This window comes from Bradyrhizobium sp. AZCC 2230 (assembly GCF_036924495.1).
Classification (GTDB): Bacteria; Pseudomonadota; Alphaproteobacteria; order Rhizobiales; family Xanthobacteraceae; genus Bradyrhizobium; species Bradyrhizobium rifense.
Map to the genome: position 1 here is coordinate 1454960 of NZ_JAZHRS010000001.1, position 22352 is coordinate 1477311.

24 protein-coding genes are annotated in these 22352 nt (G+C 64.0%); 12 read left to right on the forward strand and 12 right to left on the reverse strand.

All coding sequences use genetic code 11. The features are described from left to right. Positions 1-66 precede the first annotated feature (66 nt). The 4 genes from V1280_RS07005 (at position 67) to V1280_RS07020 (ending at position 4218) form a co-directional block, all read left to right on the forward strand. Positions 67-1221 carry a patatin-like phospholipase family protein gene (locus V1280_RS07005; protein ID WP_334520898.1) on the forward strand — a complete coding sequence of 385 codons (1155 nt, stop codon included), beginning with the start codon at positions 67-69 and terminating at the stop codon, positions 1219-1221. A gap of 148 nt (positions 1222-1369) precedes the next feature. After that, on the forward strand, positions 1370-2116 hold the full coding sequence (locus V1280_RS07010) for a TetR/AcrR family transcriptional regulator (protein WP_334538213.1): 747 nt from the start codon (positions 1370-1372) through the stop codon (positions 2114-2116). Positions 2117-2369: 253 nt separating this feature from the next. Continuing rightward, entirely contained in the window at positions 2370-2975 is a 606-nt protein-coding gene (locus V1280_RS07015; RefSeq protein WP_334520901.1) for a PepSY domain-containing protein, read from the forward strand. A gap of 214 nt (positions 2976-3189) precedes the next feature. Further along, positions 3190-4218 carry an aspartate-semialdehyde dehydrogenase gene (locus V1280_RS07020; protein WP_334538215.1) on the forward strand — a complete coding sequence of 343 codons (1029 nt, stop codon included), beginning with the start codon at positions 3190-3192 and terminating at the stop codon, positions 4216-4218. A 123-nt stretch (positions 4219-4341) separates the two neighbouring features. Here the strand turns inward: V1280_RS07020 and V1280_RS07025 are convergent, their stop codons facing one another. From V1280_RS07025 to coaD, 7 genes are read right to left on the reverse strand one after another with little or no spacing between them, the layout of a single operon-like run. Further along, a complete protein-coding gene (locus V1280_RS07025) occupies positions 4342-4737 on the reverse strand; it encodes a type II toxin-antitoxin system VapC family toxin (protein ID WP_334520904.1) in 396 nt (131 codons plus the stop codon). Next, positions 4737-4979: a type II toxin-antitoxin system VapB family antitoxin gene (locus V1280_RS07030; RefSeq protein WP_334520907.1), complete on the reverse strand. Its 243-nt coding sequence runs from the start codon at positions 4977-4979 to the stop codon at positions 4737-4739. The genes V1280_RS07025 and V1280_RS07030 overlap by 1 nt, the downstream gene beginning before the upstream one ends. 55 nt (positions 4980-5034) lie before the next feature. Beyond that, positions 5035-6108: a tRNA preQ1(34) S-adenosylmethionine ribosyltransferase-isomerase QueA gene (gene queA / locus V1280_RS07035; RefSeq protein WP_334520910.1), complete on the reverse strand. Its 1074-nt coding sequence runs from the start codon at positions 6106-6108 to the stop codon at positions 5035-5037. Positions 6109-6159: 51 nt separating this feature from the next. Further along, positions 6160-6624: a peptidylprolyl isomerase gene (locus tag V1280_RS07040; RefSeq protein WP_148777902.1), complete on the reverse strand. Its 465-nt coding sequence runs from the start codon at positions 6622-6624 to the stop codon at positions 6160-6162. Further along, positions 6621-7031, reverse strand: a complete 411-nt coding sequence (locus V1280_RS07045; RefSeq protein WP_334538217.1) for a hypothetical protein — start codon at positions 7029-7031, stop codon at positions 6621-6623. The genes V1280_RS07040 and V1280_RS07045 overlap by 4 nt, the downstream gene beginning before the upstream one ends. An 8-nt stretch (positions 7032-7039) precedes the next feature. Next, positions 7040-7615 carry a peptidylprolyl isomerase gene (locus tag V1280_RS07050; protein WP_148777904.1) on the reverse strand — a complete coding sequence of 192 codons (576 nt, stop codon included), beginning with the start codon at positions 7613-7615 and terminating at the stop codon, positions 7040-7042. A gap of 37 nt (positions 7616-7652) precedes the next feature. Then, complete coding sequence (gene coaD, locus V1280_RS07055) at positions 7653-8150, reverse strand: pantetheine-phosphate adenylyltransferase (protein WP_334520915.1); 498 nt, start codon at positions 8148-8150, stop codon at positions 7653-7655. Between the two features lie 260 nt (positions 8151-8410). Here coaD and V1280_RS07060 point away from each other — a divergent pair, with 260 nt between their 5' ends. Beyond that, positions 8411-8668, forward strand: coding sequence for a hypothetical protein (locus tag V1280_RS07060; protein WP_334520918.1), 258 nt, complete (start codon positions 8411-8413; stop codon positions 8666-8668). A 189-nt stretch (positions 8669-8857) separates the two neighbouring features. Then, on the forward strand, positions 8858-10711 hold the full coding sequence (locus V1280_RS07065) for a potassium transporter Kup (protein WP_334538219.1): 1854 nt from the start codon (positions 8858-8860) through the stop codon (positions 10709-10711). A gap of 59 nt (positions 10712-10770) precedes the next feature. Here the strand turns inward: V1280_RS07065 and gyrA are convergent, their stop codons facing one another. Both gyrA and V1280_RS07075 read right to left on the reverse strand, forming a co-directional pair. Continuing rightward, positions 10771-13518 carry a DNA gyrase subunit A gene (gene gyrA / locus V1280_RS07070; protein ID WP_334520921.1) on the reverse strand — a complete coding sequence of 916 codons (2748 nt, stop codon included), beginning with the start codon at positions 13516-13518 and terminating at the stop codon, positions 10771-10773. Between the two features lie 168 nt (positions 13519-13686). Beyond that, positions 13687-14085, reverse strand: coding sequence for a DUF2306 domain-containing protein (locus tag V1280_RS07075; RefSeq protein ID WP_334520924.1), 399 nt, complete (start codon positions 14083-14085; stop codon positions 13687-13689). Between the two features lie 299 nt (positions 14086-14384). Here V1280_RS07075 and V1280_RS07080 point away from each other — a divergent pair, with 299 nt between their 5' ends. Further along, positions 14385-14744: a low molecular weight protein tyrosine phosphatase family protein gene (locus V1280_RS07080; protein ID WP_334520927.1), complete on the forward strand. Its 360-nt coding sequence runs from the start codon at positions 14385-14387 to the stop codon at positions 14742-14744. Between the two features lie 3 nt (positions 14745-14747). On the opposite strand, the gene V1280_RS07085 is transcribed toward V1280_RS07080, so the two are convergent. Next, positions 14748-15245: a single-stranded DNA-binding protein gene (locus V1280_RS07085; protein ID WP_334520930.1), complete on the reverse strand. Its 498-nt coding sequence runs from the start codon at positions 15243-15245 to the stop codon at positions 14748-14750. Positions 15246-15761: 516 nt separating this feature from the next. Between V1280_RS07085 and V1280_RS07090 the strand changes: the two genes are divergently transcribed. The 4 genes from V1280_RS07090 (at position 15762) to V1280_RS07105 (ending at position 21042) form a co-directional block, all read left to right on the forward strand. Then, entirely contained in the window at positions 15762-16508 is a 747-nt protein-coding gene (locus tag V1280_RS07090) for an outer membrane protein (RefSeq protein ID WP_334520932.1), read from the forward strand. 158 nt (positions 16509-16666) lie between these two features. Then, entirely contained in the window at positions 16667-17422 is a 756-nt protein-coding gene (locus tag V1280_RS07095) for an outer membrane protein (protein ID WP_334520934.1), read from the forward strand. 264 nt (positions 17423-17686) lie between these two features. Next, the gene (gene uvrA, locus V1280_RS07100) at positions 17687-20668 is read left to right on the forward strand and encodes an excinuclease ABC subunit UvrA (RefSeq protein ID WP_334520936.1); all 2982 of its coding nucleotides are present in this window, start codon (positions 17687-17689) and stop codon (positions 20666-20668) included. 50 nt (positions 20669-20718) lie between these two features. Further along, the gene (locus V1280_RS07105; protein WP_334520938.1) at positions 20719-21042 is read left to right on the forward strand and encodes a hypothetical protein; all 324 of its coding nucleotides are present in this window, start codon (positions 20719-20721) and stop codon (positions 21040-21042) included. A gap of 6 nt (positions 21043-21048) precedes the next feature. On the opposite strand, the gene V1280_RS07110 is transcribed toward V1280_RS07105, so the two are convergent. Both V1280_RS07110 and V1280_RS07115 read right to left on the reverse strand, forming a co-directional pair. Continuing rightward, complete coding sequence (locus V1280_RS07110) at positions 21049-21384, reverse strand: DUF5615 family PIN-like protein (protein ID WP_334520940.1); 336 nt, start codon at positions 21382-21384, stop codon at positions 21049-21051. Between the two features lies 1 nt (position 21385). Further along, a complete protein-coding gene (locus tag V1280_RS07115) occupies positions 21386-21613 on the reverse strand; it encodes a DUF433 domain-containing protein (RefSeq protein WP_334520943.1) in 228 nt (75 codons plus the stop codon). A gap of 78 nt (positions 21614-21691) precedes the next feature. Between V1280_RS07115 and V1280_RS07120 the strand changes: the two genes are divergently transcribed. Then, entirely contained in the window at positions 21692-22333 is a 642-nt protein-coding gene (locus tag V1280_RS07120; RefSeq protein ID WP_334520946.1) for an HAD-IA family hydrolase, read from the forward strand. Positions 22334-22352 lie beyond the last annotated feature (19 nt).

Sequence of the window (22352 nt, forward strand, 5' to 3'; positions counted from 1 at the left end):
GCCGACGGCCGTAGATGCGTGATCGTCAGCCACCGACCGATGCCCCTCCCCCATTGTTCGACTGAGATGTCCGCCCTTCCCGATGGCCGGACTAAGCGGACAGGCGCCCGCCTGATCAGGTCGCTGGGACTCGCGTGCAGCCTGGCGCTCGCCGCCTGCACCTCGCTCCCCCGCACGCCCTATACGGCGGCCGATGCGACCGCTTCACGCGTGCTCGATATCGACGGCCTGCGGCGCTACGCCGACGAGCCCATCACGAAGTTCAGCTTCGAGCAGGACAAGACGACTGGAAGCAGGAACTATCTGGCGCTGTCCGGCGGCGGCGCCGATGGCGCCTACGGCGTCGGCGTGCTGAACGGCTGGACCGCGGCGCGCAACCGCCCGACATTCTCCGTCGTTTCGGGCGTAAGCACCGGCGGCCTGATCGCGCCCTTTGCCTTCCTCGGATCGCAATATGACGACACGCTTCGAGAGCTCTACACCAGCGGCATCGCCGAAAGCCTGCTGAACGATCCCAGCATCATACGCGTGCTGTTCGGCTCCGGCCTGTTCGGCAATACGCGGCTGCGCGAGCTGGTGGCGCGTTATGTCGGACCGGAGATCATGGCACAGGTCGCCCGCGAGAACGCCAAGGGCCGACGGCTGCTGGTGGTCACCACCGACCTTGACACCCAGCGCACCGCGATCTGGGACATGGGCAAGATCGCCGCAGTCGGCACGCCCGAGGCGCTAAAACTATTTCGCGACGTGATGGCGGCGTCCGCCAGCATTCCCCTGGTGTTTCCGCCGATCCTGATCGAGGCCGAAGGCCAGGGCCGCAGGTTTCAGGAGATGCATGTCGATGGCGGCGTGACGGCGCCCGTGCTGACCTTGCCGGAGGCCCTGCTGTTCCAGGGTCGCCTGCCGGGCAACGCGAAGATGGACATCTACATCCTCGTCAACAAAAAGATCGAACGCAATTTCGAGCTCGTCGCCAACAGCACGATCGACGTCGCCTCACGCAGCCTGTCCTCGATCACGCAATCGCAGACGCGCTCGATCATCTTCTCGACCTATGATTTCGCCCAGCGCAACCATTTCGGCTTCCATCTGTCCTACATCGAGCGCGATTATCCGGCGCCGCCGTCCGAAGGCTTCGATACCGGCTATATGCGGGCACTCTACCAGTACGGATACGAGAAGGCGGCAGGCGGCCAGGCCTGGACCTCGCGGATGCCGTGACGTCCGCGTCGTGGAACGGGGCGCGTCACGAGACCGTTGACGATACGGCCAATTCGGCCAGATTCGCGATGACGCCCCGGTTGCTGCGCGTTATACAGCAATGCACATTGGCACGACCGCGCAGGAATCATTGGGCATATCATTGGGCATGGGATTGGCTGCGACCAAGACAAGAACGGCTGCACCACGCCGCGAGGCCTCGAAATCGCGCGGCGGCCGGCCGACCAAGAGCGCTGCGATCGAGCGCGACCAGCGGCTGATCGAGGTTGCCACCCGCCTGTTCCTCGATCGCGGATTTGATGCGACCTCGCTCGACGCGGTGGCGGAAGCAGCCCGTGTCAGCAAGCCGACCGTCTATTCCCGTTACGGAGACAAGCGCGGGCTGTTCACGGCGGTGCTGAGGCGCGAGATTGCGCGCTGGCTTGCGCCGCTGTCGGCCGCGGCCGAGACGCAGCTCGGCAGCTCGTCCGACATTTCGGTCGAGCGGCGACTGGTGGAGATCGGGCGCGAAATGCTCAATTTCACCACCGGGCCCGACGCCATGGCGTTCAGCCGCATGATGACGTCACAGGCCATCAACTTCCCTGACATCGCCAAGCTCGGCAAGGAAGAAGGCTGGCTCAAGGCCGTCGCCACCACCGCGCGCTTCTTCGACCATCTGGTGGCGCAAGGCGCGCTCGATGTCGACGACACCACGATCGCGGCCGAGGTGTTCCTCGACGTCGTCGTCGGCCACACCCACCGCATGGCGACGTTCGGCACGCCGATGGAGCTCAAGGCCGCCGAGAAGCGGACGCGCGCGGCGATCAAGCTGTTCCTGGCCGGCGCGATTGGTCCTGCAGACCGCGTCCAGAGCGCCCCAAAAGCCGCCCAACGGCGTCGCCCCTCCCGCTGACATTTCCGTGAGACCGGCGATTTGTCCTCTGCGGACGATGGCCTCTTCGTTGACCAAAATAAAACGATACGGTATGGTTTTGTTATTGAGCGGTGCGGGCCACTTTTTTCACCAGCCCCAAAAGAGGTCCGAACCGCTTTGATCGCCGCCGCGGGTACAGCCCGTTGCGACAATCAGCGGCCGGCCATTGCCCGTGGTCGGCCGCGACTTCTTTACGATTATCCGGCACACTCGCCGGGCGAGGGTTCCGAACATGAAGGCAGCACGACGACGCACCTGGCCGTTGCTGGCGATTGCCCTGTCGGGGCTGCTCGTCGCAGCGCCGGCCCGCGCGATCGTCTCGGCGGACAGCACACCCACAGCCCTCCCTGGTGAGACAGATGGGGACGCCGCGGCGGACCGCCAGGCGGTCAGCCGCGAGATCGAACGCTTCCGCAACTCGTCGATCTCGATCGGCCAGGCCATGGCGATTGCGGAAGCTCGTCATGCCGGCGCCACAACCGCGGATGTCAGCTTCGACGGCGGCTCGGGCGTACCGGTGTACCGGGTCAAAACCCTGCACAACGACCGGATCTGGCGGCACACCATCAACGCCGCAACCGGCGAGCTGATGGGCGGTGAAGCTGCCCTCCCCCTGGCCGAGTTGGACCGCGACGATCGCAGCAACCTCGCAGCGCTCGGGATCATCAAGCACCGCCTGGCGGATGCGGTCCGCGTCGCCGAGCAGGCGGCATCCGGCAAGGCCATCAGCGGCGGACTGGTGCGCGAAGGTGGCCGGCTCAATTTCGCAATCGTGGTCATCAGCGGCGACGACCTCAAGGAGGTCATCCTCGAGCCGCCGGGCGCACGGGGCAAGTAACGCGGGCCACAATCCCGCCCAAAAGCCATTGACGGGGGCAAGACTCTCCCGCATAAGTCGCCACCATGTTCACGACCACCAAACGCATGACCAAAACCACCACGGCCTTCGGGGCCCGGGGAGGCATGCGCTTGTAGTCGTCGACTAGAACGCAATCAGCTCTGCCGAAGCCCCGCCCATGATGGTCCGGGGCTTTTTTGTTGTCTGCAATTCAATGGAGGAGAATGTGAGTAACGATCCCGTCGTCGCGATTGTCGGCGTCACCGGTGCGGTGGGCGCCGAATTCATCGCCACCATGGACAAGCGCGGCTTTCGCATCAGTAAGCTCAAGGCGCTCGCCAGCGCCCGCTCCGCCGGCAAGACGGTGTCGTTCCGCGGCCAGACCATCGTCATCGAGGAGCTGACCGAGCGCGCCTTCGAGGGCGTCGACATCGCGCTGTTCTCGGCCGGCAGCGGCATCTCGAAGAAGTTCGCGCCAATCGCGGTCAAGGCCGGCGCCGTCGTCGTCGACAACTCCTCCGCCTTCCGGATGGACCCGAACGTGCCGCTGGTGATCCCCGAGGTCAACGGCAGCCGCATCCGCGACCACAAGGGCATCATTGCCAACCCGAACTGCGCCGCGATCACCGCACTGGTGCCGCTGTGGCCGATCCATCAGAAGAACCGCATCAAGCGCGTCATCATCTCGACCTATCAGGCTGCCTCTGGCGCCGGCGCCGCTGCGATGGACGAGCTCGTCGAGTCCACCCGCGCCAATCTCAACGGGCAGGTCTACACGCCCAAGGTGATGCCGCATCCCTACGCCTTCAATCTCTTCAACCACAACACCGCCGTCGATCCCGAGACCGGCTACAACGACGAAGAGACCAAGGTCATCAAGGAAACCCGCAAGATTTTTGAGGATGAGAAGATCGCCATCGGCGTGACGTGCGTTCGCGTCCCGGTGCTGCGCGCCCATTGCGAGGCCATCACCTTCGAATGCGAGAAGCCCATCACCGAGGACCAGGTTCGCGCCATCATGGCGCAGGCCCCGGGCGTGAAGGTCGTTGACGACCGCGTGAAGAACTACTTCCCGATGCCGATCGACGCCTCGGGCCAGGACGACGTCCTGGTCGGCCGCATCCGCAAGGATCTCAGCGATCCCTCAGGGCATTCGATCTCGATGTTCGTGGCGGCCGATCAGTTGCTCAAGGGCGCGGCGCTCAACGCGGTGCAGATCGCAGAGCTCTTGCCGCGCGGGTGATGGCGTAACGGGAGGTGCCGTAGGGTGGGCAAAGGCGCGCAAGCGCCGTGCCCACCACTCTTACCGCGCATTCAAGAAGGAGGGTGGGCACGCTTCGCTTTGCCCACGGCACTGGCCGCGCAATCAGGTCAACGCGGCCGCGACGTCAGTCTTGGCAAAATCGGCTCCTTTGAAGAGGAGCGGTTGCGAACGTGCTTTCGCCAGAGCGTAGACTGTACAATCTACGATGTTCAGCTGCGCTGGATGGCCCCCGCCTTTGCCGAAGCGCTGAAACGCCTCGAAGGCGCCTTTTGCCATGTCAGCGTCGAATGGAACGACAGCGATCCCGGCCGTCTTCAGCAACTCGTCGAAAAATTCGACAGCCGCAGCACCGAAGCGAGCAGAGAGAACGATCTTGGTTTCCAAGACGGCCACCGCTGACATCGACAGGCTGTCAGCGTCCAGCATGGCCGTCCGATAGCGCTGCCCATCCGGCTCATTGGTGACGGTCGCGACGATCGCAGACGTATCCAGCACCATCAGGATGGCAGCCCGAAACGGTCATAGCCAAGGATTTCGTCGGCGGATCGGGAATCCAGAACGGGCAAGGTCGCTGTTCGTTCGAAGAACGACGTCAGGGCGGCCCTTCTATCGGCGGCCGGCGAGACCACCCGCGACAAACGCTCCTCAATGGCACGCTCGAGCGCCGTCTCAATATCTTCTCCCGTCAGGCGGGCGAGACGCTGGGCAAGCTCATCGACTTTCGCGGAACGGATGTTCATCAGCCACTCGATCTACGCAAATGACGCGCGAATATAGCACAATGGTGCGTGGAGGTCACTCCCTCGCCCGAAACAGCAAGCACGCATCCCCATACGAATAGAACCGGTACCCATTCGCAATCGCGTGCGCATAGGCCTGCTTCATCGGATCCAGGCCCGCGAAAGCCGACACCAGCATGAAGAGCGTCGACTTCGGCAAATGGAAATTCGTCATTAAAATATCGATGGCGCGGAAGCGATAGCCGGGCGTGATGAAGATCGAGGTCTCGGCCGTGAACGGCTGGATGATGCCGTCCTCGCTGGCGGCGCTTTCCAGCAGCCGCAATGACGTGGTGCCGACGGCGATAATGCGGCCGCCATTCTTTCGCGCGGCGTTGAGCCGGTCCGCGGTCTCGGACGAGATCGCGCCCCACTCGGCATGCATCTTGTGACCGTCGGTGTCGTCGACCTTGACCGGCAGGAAGGTCCCTGCCCCGACATGCAGCGTGACGCGATTGATGCCGACGCCGCGCGCGCCGAGCGCCTGCTCCAGCGCCGGCGTAAAATGCAGGCCCGCGGTGGGCGCGGCGACCGCGCCTTCATTGGCCGCGAACATGGTCTGGTAGTCGGCGAGATCCTGATCGTCGGGCGTCCGTTTCGAAGCGATGTAGGGCGGCAGCGGCGGGCTGCCGAGATCGGCGATGGCCTGGTCGAGCGCCGGGCCGTGGAACGAGAATGACAGCGTCACCTCGCCCTCCCCACCCTTGGCCTCGACTTCGGCATCGAGATGGCCGAGCAGGCAGACCTTGCCTTCATTGCCGAAGCGGATGCGGTCGCCGGCGACAAGCTTCTTCGCCGGCTTCACCAGCGCCTGCCAGCGCGAGCCGTCGAGACGCTTGATCAAGGTCGCCTCGATCTTCGGTTCGGTCTCGCGGCCGATGCGGCGGCCTTTGAGTTGCGCCGAAATCACCTTGGTGTCGTTGACGACGAGCTGGTCGCCGTCCTTCAGCCAGTGCGGCAGGTCGGAGATGATCTGGTCGCGCAACGCGCCGTTCTCCACGACCAGCAGCTTGGCGGAGTCGCGCGGGTGCGCGGGGCGCAACGCGATGCGCTCGGGCGGCAGGTCGAAATCGAAGAGGTCGGTGCGCATTCGTGGCTTACCACCAGGAGCGCGCCAATGCGCGCTCCTGGAATGAGGAGCTTACTCCTTGTCAGCCGCCATCCGCGCCTTGACGATCTTGTCCGGGTTCTGCACCGGCTCGCCGCGCTTGATCTTGTCGACGTTCTCCATGCCCTCGGTGACCTTGCCCCACACCGTGTACTGGTTGTCGAGGAAGCGGGCATCGTCGAAGACGATGAAGAACTGGCTGTCGGCGGAGTCGGGGCTCGCCGCACGCGCCATCGAGGTCACGCCACGCACGTGCGGCTCCTTGTTGAACTCGGCTTTCAGCTTCTGGCCCGAGCCGCCGGTGCCGGTGCCGTGCGGGCAGCCAGTCTGCGCCATGAAGCCGTCGATCACGCGATGGAACACGATGCCGTCGTAGAAGCCTTCGCGGACCAGCTCCTTGATGCGCGCGACATGGCCGGGCGCCAGGTCGGGCCGCATCTCGATGGTAACGGGGCCCTGCGTGGTCTCGAGGATCAATGTGTTTTCGGTGACGCTCATGCTCGTCTCTCTTGCGTTGGGGGTGAAGTTTTGCGGTTACGGAACTGGATCGCGAATGGACGTCCCGCGGCGGCGCCGGCCATTGCATCGGTAAATGGCACCGGCGTGCAGCGTTGCAACGCCTCCATCACCGCGATCCGGTATTGCAGCCGGTCGCTGTCGGAGGCCTCCGCGGATTCATAGGTAATCCTCGGATGGCCAAGAATGTTTCCGGCCCGGTTAAAGCTCACGACGACGGTGATGTCGATAGGGCGAGCCTTGGCCGGCGGCGGCGGCTTCCAGCAGGTCCGCAGGTGCTGGAAGATGTCCTGGATGGTGTTGACCGGTGCGTCCTCTGCGGCCGCACTGCTGATGCCGAACAGCAGCACTGCTGCAGCGAACAGGAGCCTGTCGCCGCGGCGCGCCATCATCTCGGCTACTTGATATCGGAGGCGACCTGCACCTTCACCATCTTGTCGGGATCGGTGACGGTGCCGCCGGGCGATCCGGCCGGCGCCTTCTTCAGCTTGTCGACCACGTCCATGCCCTGCACGACCTCGCCAACCACGGTGTACTGGTTATCGAGGCTGCCGCCGTCGGCGAACATGATGAAGAACTGCGAGTTGGCGGTATCGACGCTGTCGCCGCGCCGGGCCATGCCGACGATGCCGCGGGCGAAGTGAACCTTGGAGAATTCCTGCTTCAGGTTCGGATATTTCGAGCCGCCGGTGCCGTTGCCGTTCTGGCCGTCGCCGGTCTGCGCCATGAAGCCGTCCATCACGCGGTGGAACGGCACGTTGTTGTAGAAGCCCTCGCGCGCGAGCTGCTTGAGGCGCTCGGCGTGCTGCGGCGCAAGGTCGGCCCTCAGCTTGATGACGATGCGGCCCTTGGTGGTATCGATGACGAGCGCATTGGCCTTGTCGAGATTGGCCGGCAGCTGCTGCGCCATTGCCGGGACGGCGCCAATCAGCGCGACGAACATCGTGGCAAGAATTGCGAGACGACGGATCATGGAAACTCCGGATCAGGTGAGATGAAAAAGCGCGCCGTTATCCGGCGAATTTGGCCTTGAGCAGGGATGCGACGAGCGGCGGCACGAAGGTCGAGACGTCGCCACCCATAGCCGCGATCTGTCGCACCAGTGTGGCAGTGATCGGGCGGACCATGGGGGATGCCGGCAGGAACACCGTGTGCACCTCCGGCGCCATGGCCTCGTTCATGCCGGCGAGCCGCATTTCGTAGTCGAGATCGGTGCCGTCGCGTAAGCCCCGAATCATAATGGTCGCGGCGTGCTTGCGGGCGGCGGTCACGGAGAGGTCGTCAAAGGTGGTGGCCTCCAGCGTACAACCGGCCTGGGCAGCAATCGGCCCGCAGACGTCGTCGAGCATTTTCAGCCGCTCCTCGGTCGAGAACAGCGGCTTCTTCCCAGGATGGACCCCAATCGCGACAACCAGCCGGTCGCACAGGGGGACGGCATGCCGGACCACGTCCAGATGGCCGTTGGTGATGGGGTCGAAGGAACCCGGGTAAAAGGCAATGCGCGGCATGGCCACGTCCTACCGCGCCCGGCCCGGCCCGGCAAGCCGGACTGGTTCCTTGTCCGTTTCCTGCCGGCTTTTCCGTCAGTTGCTGTCGGACGGCCCCGGATTGTTTCGTCCTCGGGGCGTCCACGAAACAAAACGGGGCGTGAACGAAACCATTTCCGGCGTCGGCGAAGACGTCCGGAAACTGGCCATGGTTACTAATCCACCCAACGAATGACGGGCCGCATACTGGGCGTAGCGGCCGCATCACAGGGGACCGTCAAATGATCAAGGCTCTTTCAGCGATCGCTGTTGCTGCGTGCGTTGCTGCCGCCCTCACCCTCCTGCCCGGCTTTGCTCCCACCGTTGAAGCCAGCGTGCCGCAGCCGCTTGCCAAGAGCGACCGGCTCGACATCAAGACCATCGGCAGGGAGTGCTCGGAGCGGGCCTGGCCGAATTTCGAGGCGTCCTGCCTGCGCCGCGCCGGCACCAAGGCCGACGTTCGCGTCGCGCGCCTGGTGACGGCAGACCGGACCCCGTAGGCGGTCTGTCAGTTTGGCGTCATAAACCTCGCGATAAACACCATGGATATTTGCGGCGTCCCGTCGCAGACTGTGTGACGCTCGCGCCCCTCGGAATGGCCCGACGGGCGCGATCCCATTGAGGGGTCGCATTTGTCCAGTACGCCCGCAGTCGCTTCCGGCCATCATCCCGATCCGCTGCCGCTTGCCATGACTATGGGCGCCCTCGGGGTGGTCTATGGCGATATCGGCACCAGCCCCCTCTACGCCCTGAAGGAAGCCGCCAAGGCGGCTGCGCATGGCGGCACAGTGACTCCCGAGGCTGTCCTGGGCGTTGCCTCGCTGATCCTGTGGGCGCTGCTGCTGATCATCTCGCTGAAATATGCGCTGCTGATCCTGCGCGCGGACAACCGCGGCGAAGGCGGCATCGTCGCGCTGCTGGCGCTGCTGCATGCACGTCACGCCCAGCCAGGCACCTGGCGCGCGCATCTCCTGGTGGTCGGCCTGATCGGCGCTGCGCTGCTCTACGGCGACGGTGCGATCACGCCGGCAATCTCGGTGCTGTCAGCCATCGAGGGCCTCAAGGTCGACGCGCCCTCGCTAGCGCCGGCGGTGGTGCCCATAACCATCGTCATCCTGGTCGGCCTGTTCATGATGCAGAGGCAGGGCACCGGCTTCATCGGCCGCATCTTCGGACCGGTGATGCTGGCCTGGTTCTTCGTGCTGGCCGCGCTCGGCATCCACGGCATCATCAAGGCGCCGGCGGTGCTGGCGGCACTTAGCCCGCTCTATGCCTTCGACTTCCTGATCCACCAGGATTTCCACGTCTCCTTCGCGATCCTCGGCGCGGCCTTCCTCGCCGTGACCGGCGGTGAAGCCATGTACGCCGACATGGGACATTTCGGGCGCCTGCCGATCCGGCTCGCGTGGTTCGCGATCTGCCTGCCGGCGCTGGTGCTGAATTATTTCGGCCAGGCCGCGCTCCTGATCACCGATCCCGGCATGATCGAGAACCCGTTCTTCCAGCTCTGCCCGGACGTCCTGCATTACGGACTGGTCGCGTTCTCGGCCGTGGCGACCGTGATCGCCTCACAGGCGATCATCTCCGGCGTGTTCTCGCTGACCCAGCAATCGATCCAGCTCGGCTTCCTGCCGCGCATGCAAATCCGCCACACCACCAGCGACGCGATCGGCCAGATCTACGTGCCACTGGTGAACTGGCTGCTCGCCGCCGCAACCCTCGGCGCAGTGGTCAGCTTCGGCACATCTGACGCGCTGGCCGGCGCCTACGGTATCGCGGTCTCGCTGCTGATGGCAATCACCACGCTGCTGGCAGCCCTGGTTGCGATCCAGTGGGGCTATTCGCCCTGGCTCGTGGTGGCCGTAAACGGCTTCTTCTTCGTGATCGACGTGATCTTCTTCGCGGCCAACTCGATCAAGCTGTTCGAGGGCGGCTGGTTTCCGCTGCTGCTCGCCGCCTTCGTCGCCTTCCTGATGCTGACCTGGCGCAGCGGCGTGAAGCTGGTCGAGGCCGCGCGCGCGAAGCTGCGCCAGCCCGAGGAGGACCTGATCGAGACCGCGGTCAACAAATGCAACGCCCGTCTCCCCGGCACCGCCGTGTTCCTGGCCTCGGCGCCGAACGGCGTGCCGCTGGCGCTGACGCAATTCGTCAAGCACAACCACGTCCTGCATGAGCGCATCATCCTCGTCACCGTGCTGATCGAGGAACTGCCTCACATCGCCGATCAGGACCGTACTGAAATCATCGAGATCATTCCCGGCATCACCCGTGTGATCCTGCATTACGGCTTCATGCAGAACCCGACTATCTATGACGGACTGACGCTTGCCTGCCGCCAGGGCAAGCTGCCCGGCATCGATCTCTCCGACATCACCTATTATGTCGGCCGCGAGACCATCATCCCGAGCGAGGACATCCCCGGCATGTGGGTCTGGCGCGAAGGCCTGTTCGCCTTCCTCCAGCGCAACGCCGAACGCTCGGCGGCGTTCTTCGGCGTGCCGACCAAGCAGGTGGTGGAGTTCGGGACCGAGCTGGAGATTTGACCTAGCGAATAGCAAGTGGCGAATAGCGAATAGAGCAGCAAACCCCTATTCGCTACTCCCTATTCGCCATTCGCCGGCTCCCCATTCGCCCCGTTGCCGCTCTCGGCCTCTTCCGTGATGTGCTCGACCGAGACGACGTGCTCGTCCTCGGCGGTATCGAACACGATCACGCCTTGGGTCGAGCGGCCGGCGATGCGAATGCCTTCGACCGGGCAGCGGATCAGCTGGCCCTTGTCGGTGACCAGCATGATTTGATCAGCATCCTCCACGGGGAAGGACGCCACGAGGTTGCCGTTGCGGTTGTTGACGCTCATGGCGACGATGCCTTTGCCGCCGCGGCCCGTGGTGCGGTACTCGTAGGACGAGGTCCGCTTGCCAAAGCCGTTGACGGAGACAGTCAGCACGACCTGCTCGGCGGCCGACATCTCGGCATAGCGCTCCTGCGGGAGCTGGAAGCTGCCGGAGGTCTCCTCGGCCTCGGCATCCACTGCCGGCTCCTCGGCCGCAGCCTCGCCGGCGACCGCACGGCGCATCTTCAGATAGGCCGAGCGCTCGTCCGAACTGGTCTCGACATGGCGCAGGATCGCCAGCGAAATCACCTTGTCGCCCTCGCCAAGCGCAATGCCGCGCACGCCCATCGAGGTGCGCCCGGTGAACACGCGCACGTCGGTGACGGGGAAGCGGATACACTGGCCGCCGGCGCCGGTCAGCAGCACGTCGTCGCGCTCGGTGCAGATCTGCACGTCGACGATCGCTTCATTCTCGTCGAGCTTCATCGCGATGATGCCGGAGCGGCGGACATCGACGAAGTCGGACAGCTTGTTGCGCCGGACGTTGCCGCCAGTGGTCGCGAACATCACGTCGAGATTGCCCCAGGTCGATTCATCCTCGGGCAACGGCATGATGGTGGTGATGCGCTCGCCCTGCTCCAGCGGCAGGATGTTGATAAGCGCCTTGCCGCGCGCGTTGGGCGCGGCCATCGGCAGCCGCCAGACCTTCTCCTTGTAGACCTGGCCACGTGACGAGAAAAACAGCACCGGCGTATGCGTGGAGGCCACGAACAGGCGGCTGACAAAATCCTCGTCGCGGGTCTGCATGCCGGCCCGGCCCTTGCCGCCGCGGCGCTGGGCGCGATAGGCCGACAGCGGCACGCGCTTGACGTAACCGGCGTGAGACACGGTCACGACCATGTCCTCGCGCTGGATCAGGTCCTCGTCCTCGACCTCGCCTTCCTGCTCGATGATCACGGTGCGGCGCGGCGTTGCGAACTCGGCCTTCACCTCGGCGAGCTCGGTCTTGATGATGCCCAGCACGCGCTCGCGCGAGCGCAGGATGTCGAGATAATCGGCGATCTCGCCGGCGAGCTTGTCGAGCTCGTCACGGATTTCGTCACGGCCGAGTGCGGTGAGGCGTTGAAGGCGCAGGTCGAGAATGGCCCTCGCTTGTTCCATCGACAGCCTGATCGTGCCGTCCTCGCTGATGCGATGGCGCGGATCGTCGATCAGCGTCAGCATGTCCTCGACGTCCCGGGCCGGCCAGTCACGCGACATCAGGGTGTCGCGCGCGGTGGTCGGGTCAGGCGAGGTCCGGATGACGCGGATCATCTCGTCGATATTGGCGACCGCGATCGCCAGACCGACCAAAATATGTGCGCGATCGCGCGCCTTGGCGAGCAGGTACTTGGTCCGGCGCGTAACGACCCGCTCACGGAAGTCGACGAAGATGGCCAGCAGGTCCTTCAGATGCATGATCCGCGGACGGCCGCTGTCGAGCGCCACCATGTTGACGCCGAAGCTCGTCTGCAGCGGTGTGAATCTGTAGAGCTGATTCAGCACCACATCCGGCACGGCGTCGCGCTTCAATTCGATGACGACGCGGTAGCCGTCGCGGTCCGATTCATCGCGCAGGTCGCCGATGCCCTCGATCTTCTTTTCCTTGACCAGCTCGGCGATGCGCTCGACCATCGTCGCCTTGTTCACCTGGTAGGGAATCTCGGTGATGATGATCGCCTCGCGCTCCTTGCGGATGGTCTCGATCGCGACCTTGCCGCGCATGACGATCGAGCCGCGGCCGAGGTGATAGGCGGCGCGGATGCCCGCGCGTCCGAGAATGACGCCGCCGGTCGGAAAATCCGGTCCCGGCACGATGTTGATGAGCTCATCAATGGTCAGCGCGGGATTGTCGATCAACGCGACGCAGGCATCGATGACCTCGCCGAGATTGTGCGGCGGAATGTTGGTCGCCATGCCGACGGCGATGCCGCCAGCGCCGTTGACCAGCAGGTTCGGAAACTTGGCCGGAAGAACCGACGGCTCGGTCTCGTTGTTGTCGTAGTTCGGCTGGAAGTCGACGGTGTCCTTGTCGATATCGGCCAGCAGGGCCAGCGCCGACTTGGTCAGTCGCGCTTCGGTGTAACGATAAGCGGCCGGCGGATCGCCATCGACCGAGCCGAAATTGCCCTGACCGTCGATCAGCGGCACGCGCATCGAGAAGTCCTGCGCCATGCGGACCATCGCGTCGTAAATCGACTGGTCGCCGTGCGGATGATACTTACCGATGACGTCGCCGACCACGCGGGCTGACTTGACGTACTTCTTGTCGGGCGTGTGCCCCTGCTCGTGCATCGAGTACAGGATGCGGCGATGCACCGGCTTCAACCCGTCGCGGGCATCAGGCAACGCACGCGCCACGATCACGCTCATGGCGTAATCGAGGTAGGACTTCTTCATCTCCTCGAAGATGGAGACGGGACGAATATCCGAGCGCTCCGGCTCGTCGCCGGTCTTCTTGTTGTCGTCGTCAGCCAAGGGGGAATCCGGTGAGTTTTTATCTGGGAATCATATAGCGCATCGAGGCCCTGATAACCACCCTTGCAAGCCGTTGGGAAGCGGTTTTTCCGTTTGTTTTTCCAGAGACTTACGCGCTTCTCGCCACCGTCGTCAGCGGCACCGGAACAAGCCACCCGGAACCGCCAATTATGTCCCGAAAAACACCTGGTGCATGATGCGCCCGGGCACCAGCGTGAACAGGCCCGCCACGACCAGCGCGCCGATGAACGTCATGACCATGATGCGCCGGTGATCGGCGACCCGATGGGTATGCGCCCGCCACACCGCGAGCGGCAGCATCACCAGCGTGAAGATCGACAGGAGGTGGATCAGGCTGAACGGCCCAACCATGCGGATCTGGTGGATCCAGAACGACGACGCGGCCACCACGGCCATGAGCGCCACCCAGATCCAGCCGACCGTCCGATGGGGCAGCGTGCCCTTTGGCGCAGCGAATTGGACGATGCCAAGCACGAAGGCCGCCATCGCCGCGAAGGCGTGCAGCGGGATCGCCGGGGCAGCATCAAGCAGAGGCGCGAGGTTCATGTGGCGCGTCCTCCGGGCAGGAACCGACCATGTGAATATGATTAACATGAAGTTAATACCATTCACATCGCAGCCCGTCAAAGGCTTGAGGCAGCACATGAGGCGAGCTCCAAAAAGCCAAACCAGCCGGCCAATTGGCAGGAAATCCTGCCGCCTCACGCGAGCCGGCAACGCTGATGAGAAGAGCGGCCCTCTCCAACATGACGGGGACGCCGATGATTCCGCCCGCTACCAAAAAGGTGTGTATCTAGACCGAGGTGGCTCGGACTATTCCGGTCCCTCCTGCTGGAGCGGTCAAAGTGACCAACGTCCTCTTCGTCTGCAGCGTCAATCGCCTGCGCAGCCCGACCGCCGAACACGTCTTTTCGACCTGGCCCGGCATCGAGACCGACTCGGCCGGCGTCTCGAACGACGCGGACGTGCTGTTGTCGACCGAGCAGGTCGAATGGGCCGACATCACCTTCGTGATGGAAAAGGCCCACCGGAACAAACTGAACCGGAAATTCCGCGCCAGCCTGAATGGCAAGCGGGTCATCTGCCTCGAGATTCCGGACGACTATGAATTCATGGATCCGGTCCTGGTCCGGATGCTCGAAAGCCGCGCGGGCCGCTTCCTGTCCCGCCCCGCGCCGACTCGTCCCAGCCGCGTCGAAGGCTGAGGTTCAGAACGGGATATCGTCGTCCATGTCGTTGTTGCGGCCACCACCGCCGCCGGCGGCCACGGGACGGCGCGGCGCGCTGCTGACCGGACCGGACGAGCCGAAATCGCCGCCCGGCTCGTCGCCGAAGCTGCCGCCTCCGCCACCACTGCGGCCATCGAGCATCGTCAGCGTCGAGTTGAAGCCCTGAAGCACGACCTCGGTGGAGTACTTCTCAACGCCCGCCTGGTCGGTCCATTTGCGGGTCTGCAGCGCGCCCTCGATGTAAACCTTGGCGCCCTTCTTCAGGTACTGCTCGGCGACCTTGCAGAGACCTTCATTGAAGATCACGACGCGATGCCACTCGGTCTTTTCCTTGCGCTCGCCGCTGTTCTTGTCGCGCCAGGTCTCCGAGGTGGCGATGCTCAGATTCGCGATCGGCCGCCCGTCCTGGGTGCGGCGGATTTCCGGATCCTTGCCGAGGTTTCCGACCAGAATGACCTTGTTGACGCTTCCCGCCATCGCCGCTCTCCACTCCAAATGCCACTGAATTTCGAAAAGGCGCGCCCGCGCTGTCGCCTGTTGGGCCGACCCTATACGCTTACGAGCACCGATCGGCCCGCCGCAGCCTCGGTTATCCCCATATATAGCATCGATCCGAGGTTTGTTCCAGATTTGTTCCCATCAAAATCGCCCCTGAAAACGGAGCCCTCGGGGTGTCTCCGTGTCACTCCCGCGTCCCGTCGACGGGAGCCTTTTCAGGCCCCCGCCTACCAGCCGTTCCGTCGTCGCAAGGTACTGATATCCTCCTGATTTCATTCGATATCTGAGACCGGCCTCGTGCCGGCCGTTTTGTTGCGGGTTCCCGATGGAAACTGTGGGCCAGCCATTATTACATTTTGTGTCCGTTGTGACTTTTGAGAGACACAACTTGCAGCTTCAGTGGTGTAGGCATGACGTGAGTTGGACCGGAACGTCCGATGCTGCTTCCGACGCACGGAAGTCGAAAACAGAAACTGGGACTGGGATTTGTTGAATATGAAAAAGATCTTGTTGGCTTCGGCCTCTCTGCTCGCCCTCACTGGCGCCGCTTCGGCTGCCGATCTGGCGGCTCGCCCCTACACCAAGGCTCCGGTGGCTGTGGCTTCGGTCTACAACTGGACCGGCTTCTACATCGGCGGCAACGCCGGTGGCGGCTCGAGCCACAATTGCTGGGATACGACCAGTGTCGCCGGCGCCGCCGTCCCCACGACGAGCGAGGGTTGCCATAATGCGACCGGCGCCCTCGTCGGCGGCCAGATCGGCTATCGCTGGCAATCCACCAACTGGGTGTTCGGCGTCGAAGCCCAGGGTGATTGGGCTGACCTGAAGGGCTCGAACACCAGCTCGCCCGCCGCTTTCTTCCCGCTGGTGAACAATACCAAGATCGACGCGCTCGGCCTCTTCACCGGCCAAGTGGGTTATGCCTGGAACAACGTGCTCTGGTACGTGAAGGGCGGCGCGGCCGTCACCCACAACAAGTTCAGCGGCACTCTGGCTGGTGTCACATTCGGCACCGCGACCGACACGCGTTGGGGCGGCGCCGTCGGCACCGGCATCGAGTTCGGCTTCGCTCCGAACTGGTCGGTCGGCGTCGAATATAACCACCTGTTCATGGGCAAGCACACCGACAGCTTCACCGCGTTTGGCTTGCCCTTCCGCGCTGACAGCATCAAGCAGGACGTGGATATGGCCACCGTCCGCCTGAACTACACCTTCGGCGGCCCGATCGTCGCCAAGTACTGAGTTCAAGTACTGAGCTTCGTCTCCAACGCCATTGCGTTACGAAAGGCCGGCCTCGCGCCGGCCTTTTTGTTTTCGCGGCCCGGTGTGCTGAACCGTCAAGGAATCACAGGGCGCGCGCGTAGCGCCCGCGCATTGGTTCGGCGAGTCGGGGACGTGATATGAAGATCTGGGCAGTGGCTGCGATCAGCCTGTTCGCATTCGGTCCACTTGCACCGGCCGTTGCCGCGGATCTCCCGCTCTATTCCAAGGCGCCGGTGGCGCCTGTACCCGCCCTCGAATGGACCGGCGTCTATGGCGGCCTCAATGGCGGCGGCGGGCTCGGCCATGCCTGCTGGAGCGTTGTCGCCGCCGGCGGCGTTGCGATCAATCCAGCCGTCGGCGAAGGCTGCCACAACGCCAGCGGCGGCACGGTCGGTGCCCAGCTCGGCTATCGCTGGCAGAAGGCGCACTGGGTTCTTGGCGTGGAAGGCCAGGGCAACTGGGCCGACTTCAAGGGCAACAATGTCAGCCTGGTGCTAGCGCCGCTGAACAACCGGACCAGGATCGACAGCTTTGGTCTGTTCACCGGCCAGCTCGGCTACACCGTGAACAGCCTGCTGTTCTACGGCAAGGCCGGTGCTGCCGTCGCTCATGACAAATACGACGAGTTCATTCCCGGCGTCGGCGTCGTGTCCAACACGCTCAGCCAGACTCGCTGGGGCTACAGCGCAGGCTTCGGCGTGGAATACGCCTTTGCGGAGAACTGGTCGGTCGGCGGCGAGTACGACCATCTGTTCCTCGGCCATCACGGCGGCGATCTCGCCAGCAGCATCCTCGTTCCGCCCGGACGCACCGAGCGGATCGGTCAGGACGTCGATATCGGGCTGCTCCGCGTCAACTACCGCTGGGGCGGCCCGGTCGTCGCCAAATACTGAGCGAGCCCGCGAATTCAGCGCCATCGAAGGCCGGCCTCACGCCGGCATTTTGCTGTTCCGTTCGTCGCAATGCCAAGCTCTGCTGCCAAGTGCCGCCAGCGCGCCAACAATCCGTTGACGATTCGCAAGGTCCCACTGGAAATCCGTCCTCGTTCTTCCTACGTTCGCTGACAACCCCATCGGCGCCGATCCCGGTTCCGGGCGAAGCGCGCCTTTTACGTCGGCGCGATCGCGTACCTTTGGGATTCCTTGAGGGCAACTCGGATGGATGAAGTGATCAAGGCGAAGCGCCAACAGCAGAATGCGGGGTCACACCTGCACGCAATCACGATCCGTGGCGCGCGCGAGCACAACCTCAAGAACATCGACGTCGAAATTCCCCGCGACAAGCTTGTGGTGTTCACCGGCCTCTCGGGCTCCGGCAAATCCTCGCTCGCCTTCGACACCATCTACGCCGAAGGCCAGCGCCGCTATGTCGAGTCGCTCTCGGCCTATGCCCGCCAGTTCCTGGAGATGATGCAGAAGCCGGACGTCGACCAGATCGACGGCCTGTCGCCGGCAATCTCGATCGAGCAGAAGACGACGTCGAAGAATCCGCGCTCGACCGTCGGCACGGTCACTGAGATCTACGACTACATGCGCCTGCTCTGGGCGCGCGTCGGCGTGCCCTATTCGCCGGCCACGGGCCTTCCGATCGAGAGCCAGACTGTCTCGCAGATGGTCGACCGCGTGCTGGCGCTGCCCGAAGGCACCCGCCTCTATCTGCTCGCCCCGGTCGTGCGCGGCCGCAAGGGCGAGTATCGCAAGGAGCTCGCCGAATGGCTCAAGAAGGGCTTTCAGCGCGTCAAGATCGACGGCACCTTCTACGAGCTTGCGGAGGCACCGACGCTCGACAAGAAATTCCCGCATGACATCGACGTCGTCGTCGACCGCATCGTGGTGCGCGCCGACATCGGCCAGCGCCTCGCCGAAAGTTTTGAGACAGCGCTGAAGCTCGCCGAAGGTCTCGCCGTGGTCGAGTATGCCGATGCACCGGCTGCTGCTGCTGCGCCTGCCGAAGAGAAAAAGAAGACCGCAAAGATCCACGACAAGAGCGGGCCCGAGCGCATCCTGTTCTCGGAAAAGTTCGCTTGCCCCGTCTCCGGCTTCACCATTCCCGAGATCGAGCCGCGCCTCTTCTCGTTCAACAATCCCTACGGCGCCTGCCCGGCCTGCGGCGGCCTCGGCGTCGAGCAGCATGTCGACGAGGATCTCGTGATCCCCGACAAGGAGCTCGCGATCGGCAAGGGCGCGATCGCGCCCTGGGCCAAATCGTCGTCGCCCTATTACACGCAGACGCTGACCGCGCTCGGCAAGCACTACAAGTTTACGCTGACCACCAAGTGGAAGGATCTGCCGAAGAAGACGCAGAACGCGATCCTCCATGGCTCCGGCGAGGACGAGATCAAGTTCTCCTACGAGGACGGCGTCCGCTCCTACGACACCAAGAAGCCGTTCGAAGGCGTCATCACCAACATCAACCGCCGCTACCGCGAAACCGAGAGCGAGTGGGCCCGCGAAGAACTGGCGAAGTATTTCCACGACGTGCCCTGCGGCGCCTGCAATGGCTTCCGGCTCAAGCCCGAGGCGCTCTGCGTCAAGATCGGAGCTAAGCATATCGGCGAGATCTCGGAGCTGTCGGTCAAGAATGCCGGCGCGTGGTTCGAGACCGTGCCAGAGGTGCTCAACGCGCAGCAGAACGAGATTGCAGGCCGCATCCTCAAGGAGATCCGCGAGCGCCTCACCTTCCTGCTCGACGTCGGCCTCAACTATCTCACCCTCTCCCGCTCGTCTGGCACGCTGTCCGGCGGCGAGAGCCAGCGCATCCGCCTGGCCTCGCAGATCGGCTCGGGCCTGACCGGCGTGCTCTACGTGCTCGACGAGCCTTCGATCGGTCTGCACCAGCGCGACAACGCGCGCCTGCTCGACACGCTGAAGCGGCTGCGCGACCTCGGCAACACCGTGATCGTGGTCGAGCATGACGAGGACGCGATCCTGCTTGCCGACCACGTGCTCGATATCGGTCCGGGCGCCGGCATGCATGGCGGCAACATCATCGCCGAAGGCACGCCTGCCGAGATCATGCGCAACCCGAAATCACTCACCGGCAAATATCTCACCGGCGAGCTCGAGGTCGAGGTGCCGGAGCGGCGTCCGCCGAACCATCGCCGCACCATCAAGGTGGTGAACGCGCGCGGCAATAACCTGAAGAACGTCACCGCGGAAATTCCGCTCGGCCTGTTCACGGCCGTCACCGGCGTGTCCGGTGGCGGCAAGTCAACGCTCTTGATCGACACGCTCTACAAGGCGATCGCCCGCAAGCTGAACAATGCGAGCGAAGGCGCCGCGCCGCATGATCGCATCGAGGGCCTCGAGCATATCGACAAGATCATCGACATCGACCAGTCGCCGATCGGCCGCACCCCGCGCTCGAATCCGGCGACCTATACCGGCGCCTTCACGCCGATCCGCGAATGGTTTGCGGGCCTGCCCGAAGCCAAGGCGCGCGGCTACGAGCCCGGCCGCTTCTCCTTCAACGTCAAGGGCGGCCGCTGCGAGGCCTGCCAGGGTGACGGCGTCATCAAGATCGAGATGCACTTCCTGCCCGACGTCTACGTCACCTGCGACGTCTGCAAGGGCAAGCGCTACAACCGCGAAACGCTGGAGGTCCTGTTCAAGGGCAAGAGCATCGCCGACGTGCTCGACATGACCGTCGAGGAAGCCGCTGACTTCTTCAAGGCGGTGCCGCGCGTGCGCGAGACCTTCCAGACCCTGCACCGCGTCGGCCTCGACTACATCCATGTCGGCCAGCAGGCGACGACGCTGTCGGGCGGCGAAGCCCAGCGCGTCAAGCTGGCCAAGGAATTGTCAAAACGCGCCACCGGCCGCACGCTCTACATCCTGGACGAGCCGACCACCGGCCTGCACTTCCACGACGTCAAGAAGCTGCTGGAGGTGCTGCACGAGCTGGTCGCGCAGGGCAACACGGTCGTGGTGATCGAGCACAATCTCGAGGTCATCAAGACGGCAGACTGGGTCATCGACCTCGGCCCCGAGGGCGGCGACGGCGGTGGCGAGATCGTCGCCTGGGGCCCGCCGGAGGACATCGTCAAAGCGCAGCGGAGCTATACGGGGAAGTTTCTGGAGCCGGTGCTGAAGAAGGCGAGGAAGCCGAAGCGCGGGAGGACGAGCGAGGCGGCGGAGTAATTTTCGTCGGCTTGAGCGATCGGGGATCCAGCCAGCTTGGAGTGATCTCTATGCCGAGCCGGAGCTATGCGCTCTTTCGGAAAGCCATTCTCGCCGAACAACAGGTGACCTGCGTCTACGAGGGTCGCTACCGGGAGCTGTGCCCGCATGTCATCGGTACTGATAAGAACGGTGAAGAGACTGTGCTGGCTTGGCAGTTCGCTGGCGAGAGCAGCGGGCCTCTGCCGCAATGGCGATGTCTGAAGCTGGCGAATGTCGGCGACGCGCGCCCGCGCGATGGCCGCTGGCATGAGGGCGGGTCGCATCGAACCACTCAAACTTGTGTCAAGAACATCGATATCGACGTCAATGTTCACGTGCGCAAGTTGCGCTGAGTCCCACTAGCTGCCGACGAATTCAATAACCGCCTCGCCCTGCGCGACCGCTTCAGCAATTTGTGGCATGGCGCCCAGAAATTGATGGATCAGTGTCCGATTGTCGATATTGCCGACCCGGACCCAAAGTACGGCCGGTCCCTGCCGTTTCGCGGCACGAAGGAGGGAGAAATCGCGGTCCTTGGTTACGAGAACGGCCGATCGAGCAATAGCTTCGCTCCAGATCGCCCCGTCGGTCGCATTCGCCATCCCGAATTCGGCGACATGAGCCGCATCATATCCAGCATGACGCATGGCCTCCGCAAGTACAGGTGGAAGCTGAGCATCGATCAGATAAAGCAAGCTATTTCGCCGCTATGATCGGATGATCGACTTGGCGGGCTGCGTAGGCAAGCACCGCGTCGATGTCAGCCTGCTCCAGGTACGGATAATCCTCGAGAATGCTTTCCCGCGACTGTCCCGCGGACAGCAGTCCAAGGACGTCAGCAACCGTGATGCGCAGGTCGCGAATGCACGGGCGTCCATGCATACGCTGCGGGTCGACCGTAATCCTTGCCAGTAGCTCCGACATCTGCCACCTCTGAAGTGATCAATATAGCATCTCCGACTGCGTCTGTCAGCGTGTCGCTCACGGTGTCCGCCCGCCTCCATGCCCTACTCCCTCGCCATCTTCGACCTCGACGGCACGCTCGTCGACAGCTTCCCCTGGTTCCTGCGCACCATCAACGACGTCGCCGACCGCTTCGGCTTTCGGCGTGTCAGGGATGAGGATGTCGAGGGACTGCGGCATGCTTCGACGCGCGAGATCCTCGCACGGCTCGAGGTGCCCGTGTGGAAGCTCCCGGCGATCGCGCGGTATGCGCGGCGGCTGAAGGGCGATGCGGCGGCGGAGATTTCGCTGTTTGCCGGCGCCGAAGTGACGCTGCGAACGCTGGCCGAGAGCGGCGTGCAGCTCGCGCTGGTGACGTCGGACAGCGAGGTCAATGCCAAGGCCAAGCTTGGCGACGTCGCATCACTCTTCTCGCATTTCGACTGCGCGGCTTCGGTGTTCGGCAAGCCCGCGAAATTCCGCCGCGTGATCCGGCGCGCCGGCGTCGCCCCGCCGGAGGTCATTTCGATCGGCGACGAGGTCCGCGACATCGAGGCGGCGCGTGCGGTGGGGATTGCCTGCGGCGCGGTCAGCTGGGGCTACGCTGCGCCGGCCGCGTTGCAGGCGCTTGCACCCGATTACATGTTCGCGCAGATGGATGAGATCTCGGATGCGGTTTGCCGAACGCCGGCAAAGGCCTGATCCGCAATCGTCCGCCCTC

Coding starts and splice junctions, on each gene's coding strand:
- V1280_RS07005 (WP_334520898.1), top strand. CDS start 67: ATGTCCGCCCTTCCCGATGGCCGGACTAAGCGGACAGGCGCCCGCCTG.
- V1280_RS07010 (WP_334538213.1), top strand. CDS start 1,370: ATGGGATTGGCTGCGACCAAGACAAGAACGGCTGCACCACGCCGCGAG.
- V1280_RS07015 (WP_334520901.1), top strand. CDS start 2,370: ATGAAGGCAGCACGACGACGCACCTGGCCGTTGCTGGCGATTGCCCTG.
- V1280_RS07020 (WP_334538215.1), top strand. CDS start 3,190: ATGGAGGAGAATGTGAGTAACGATCCCGTCGTCGCGATTGTCGGCGTC.
- V1280_RS07025 (WP_334520904.1), bottom strand. CDS start 4,737: ATGGTGCTGGATACGTCTGCGATCGTCGCGACCGTCACCAATGAGCCG.
- V1280_RS07030 (WP_334520907.1), bottom strand. CDS start 4,979: ATGAACATCCGTTCCGCGAAAGTCGATGAGCTTGCCCAGCGTCTCGCC.
- queA (WP_334520910.1), bottom strand. CDS start 6,108: ATGCGCACCGACCTCTTCGATTTCGACCTGCCGCCCGAGCGCATCGCG.
- V1280_RS07040 (WP_148777902.1), bottom strand. CDS start 6,624: ATGAGCGTCACCGAAAACACATTGATCCTCGAGACCACGCAGGGCCCC.
- V1280_RS07045 (WP_334538217.1), bottom strand. CDS start 7,031: ATGGCGCGCCGCGGCGACAGGCTCCTGTTCGCTGCAGCAGTGCTGCTG.
- V1280_RS07050 (WP_148777904.1), bottom strand. CDS start 7,615: ATGATCCGTCGTCTCGCAATTCTTGCCACGATGTTCGTCGCGCTGATT.
- coaD (WP_334520915.1), bottom strand. CDS start 8,150: ATGCCGCGCATTGCCTTTTACCCGGGTTCCTTCGACCCCATCACCAAC.
- V1280_RS07060 (WP_334520918.1), top strand. CDS start 8,411: ATGATCAAGGCTCTTTCAGCGATCGCTGTTGCTGCGTGCGTTGCTGCC.
- V1280_RS07065 (WP_334538219.1), top strand. CDS start 8,858: ATGACTATGGGCGCCCTCGGGGTGGTCTATGGCGATATCGGCACCAGC.
- V1280_RS07075 (WP_334520924.1), bottom strand. CDS start 14,085: ATGAACCTCGCGCCTCTGCTTGATGCTGCCCCGGCGATCCCGCTGCAC.
- V1280_RS07085 (WP_334520930.1), bottom strand. CDS start 15,245: ATGGCGGGAAGCGTCAACAAGGTCATTCTGGTCGGAAACCTCGGCAAG.
- V1280_RS07090 (WP_334520932.1), top strand. CDS start 15,762: ATGAAAAAGATCTTGTTGGCTTCGGCCTCTCTGCTCGCCCTCACTGGC.
- V1280_RS07095 (WP_334520934.1), top strand. CDS start 16,667: ATGAAGATCTGGGCAGTGGCTGCGATCAGCCTGTTCGCATTCGGTCCA.
- uvrA (WP_334520936.1), top strand. CDS start 17,687: ATGGATGAAGTGATCAAGGCGAAGCGCCAACAGCAGAATGCGGGGTCA.
- V1280_RS07105 (WP_334520938.1), top strand. CDS start 20,719: ATGCCGAGCCGGAGCTATGCGCTCTTTCGGAAAGCCATTCTCGCCGAA.
- V1280_RS07115 (WP_334520943.1), bottom strand. CDS start 21,613: ATGTCGGAGCTACTGGCAAGGATTACGGTCGACCCGCAGCGTATGCAT.
- V1280_RS07120 (WP_334520946.1), top strand. CDS start 21,692: ATGCCCTACTCCCTCGCCATCTTCGACCTCGACGGCACGCTCGTCGAC.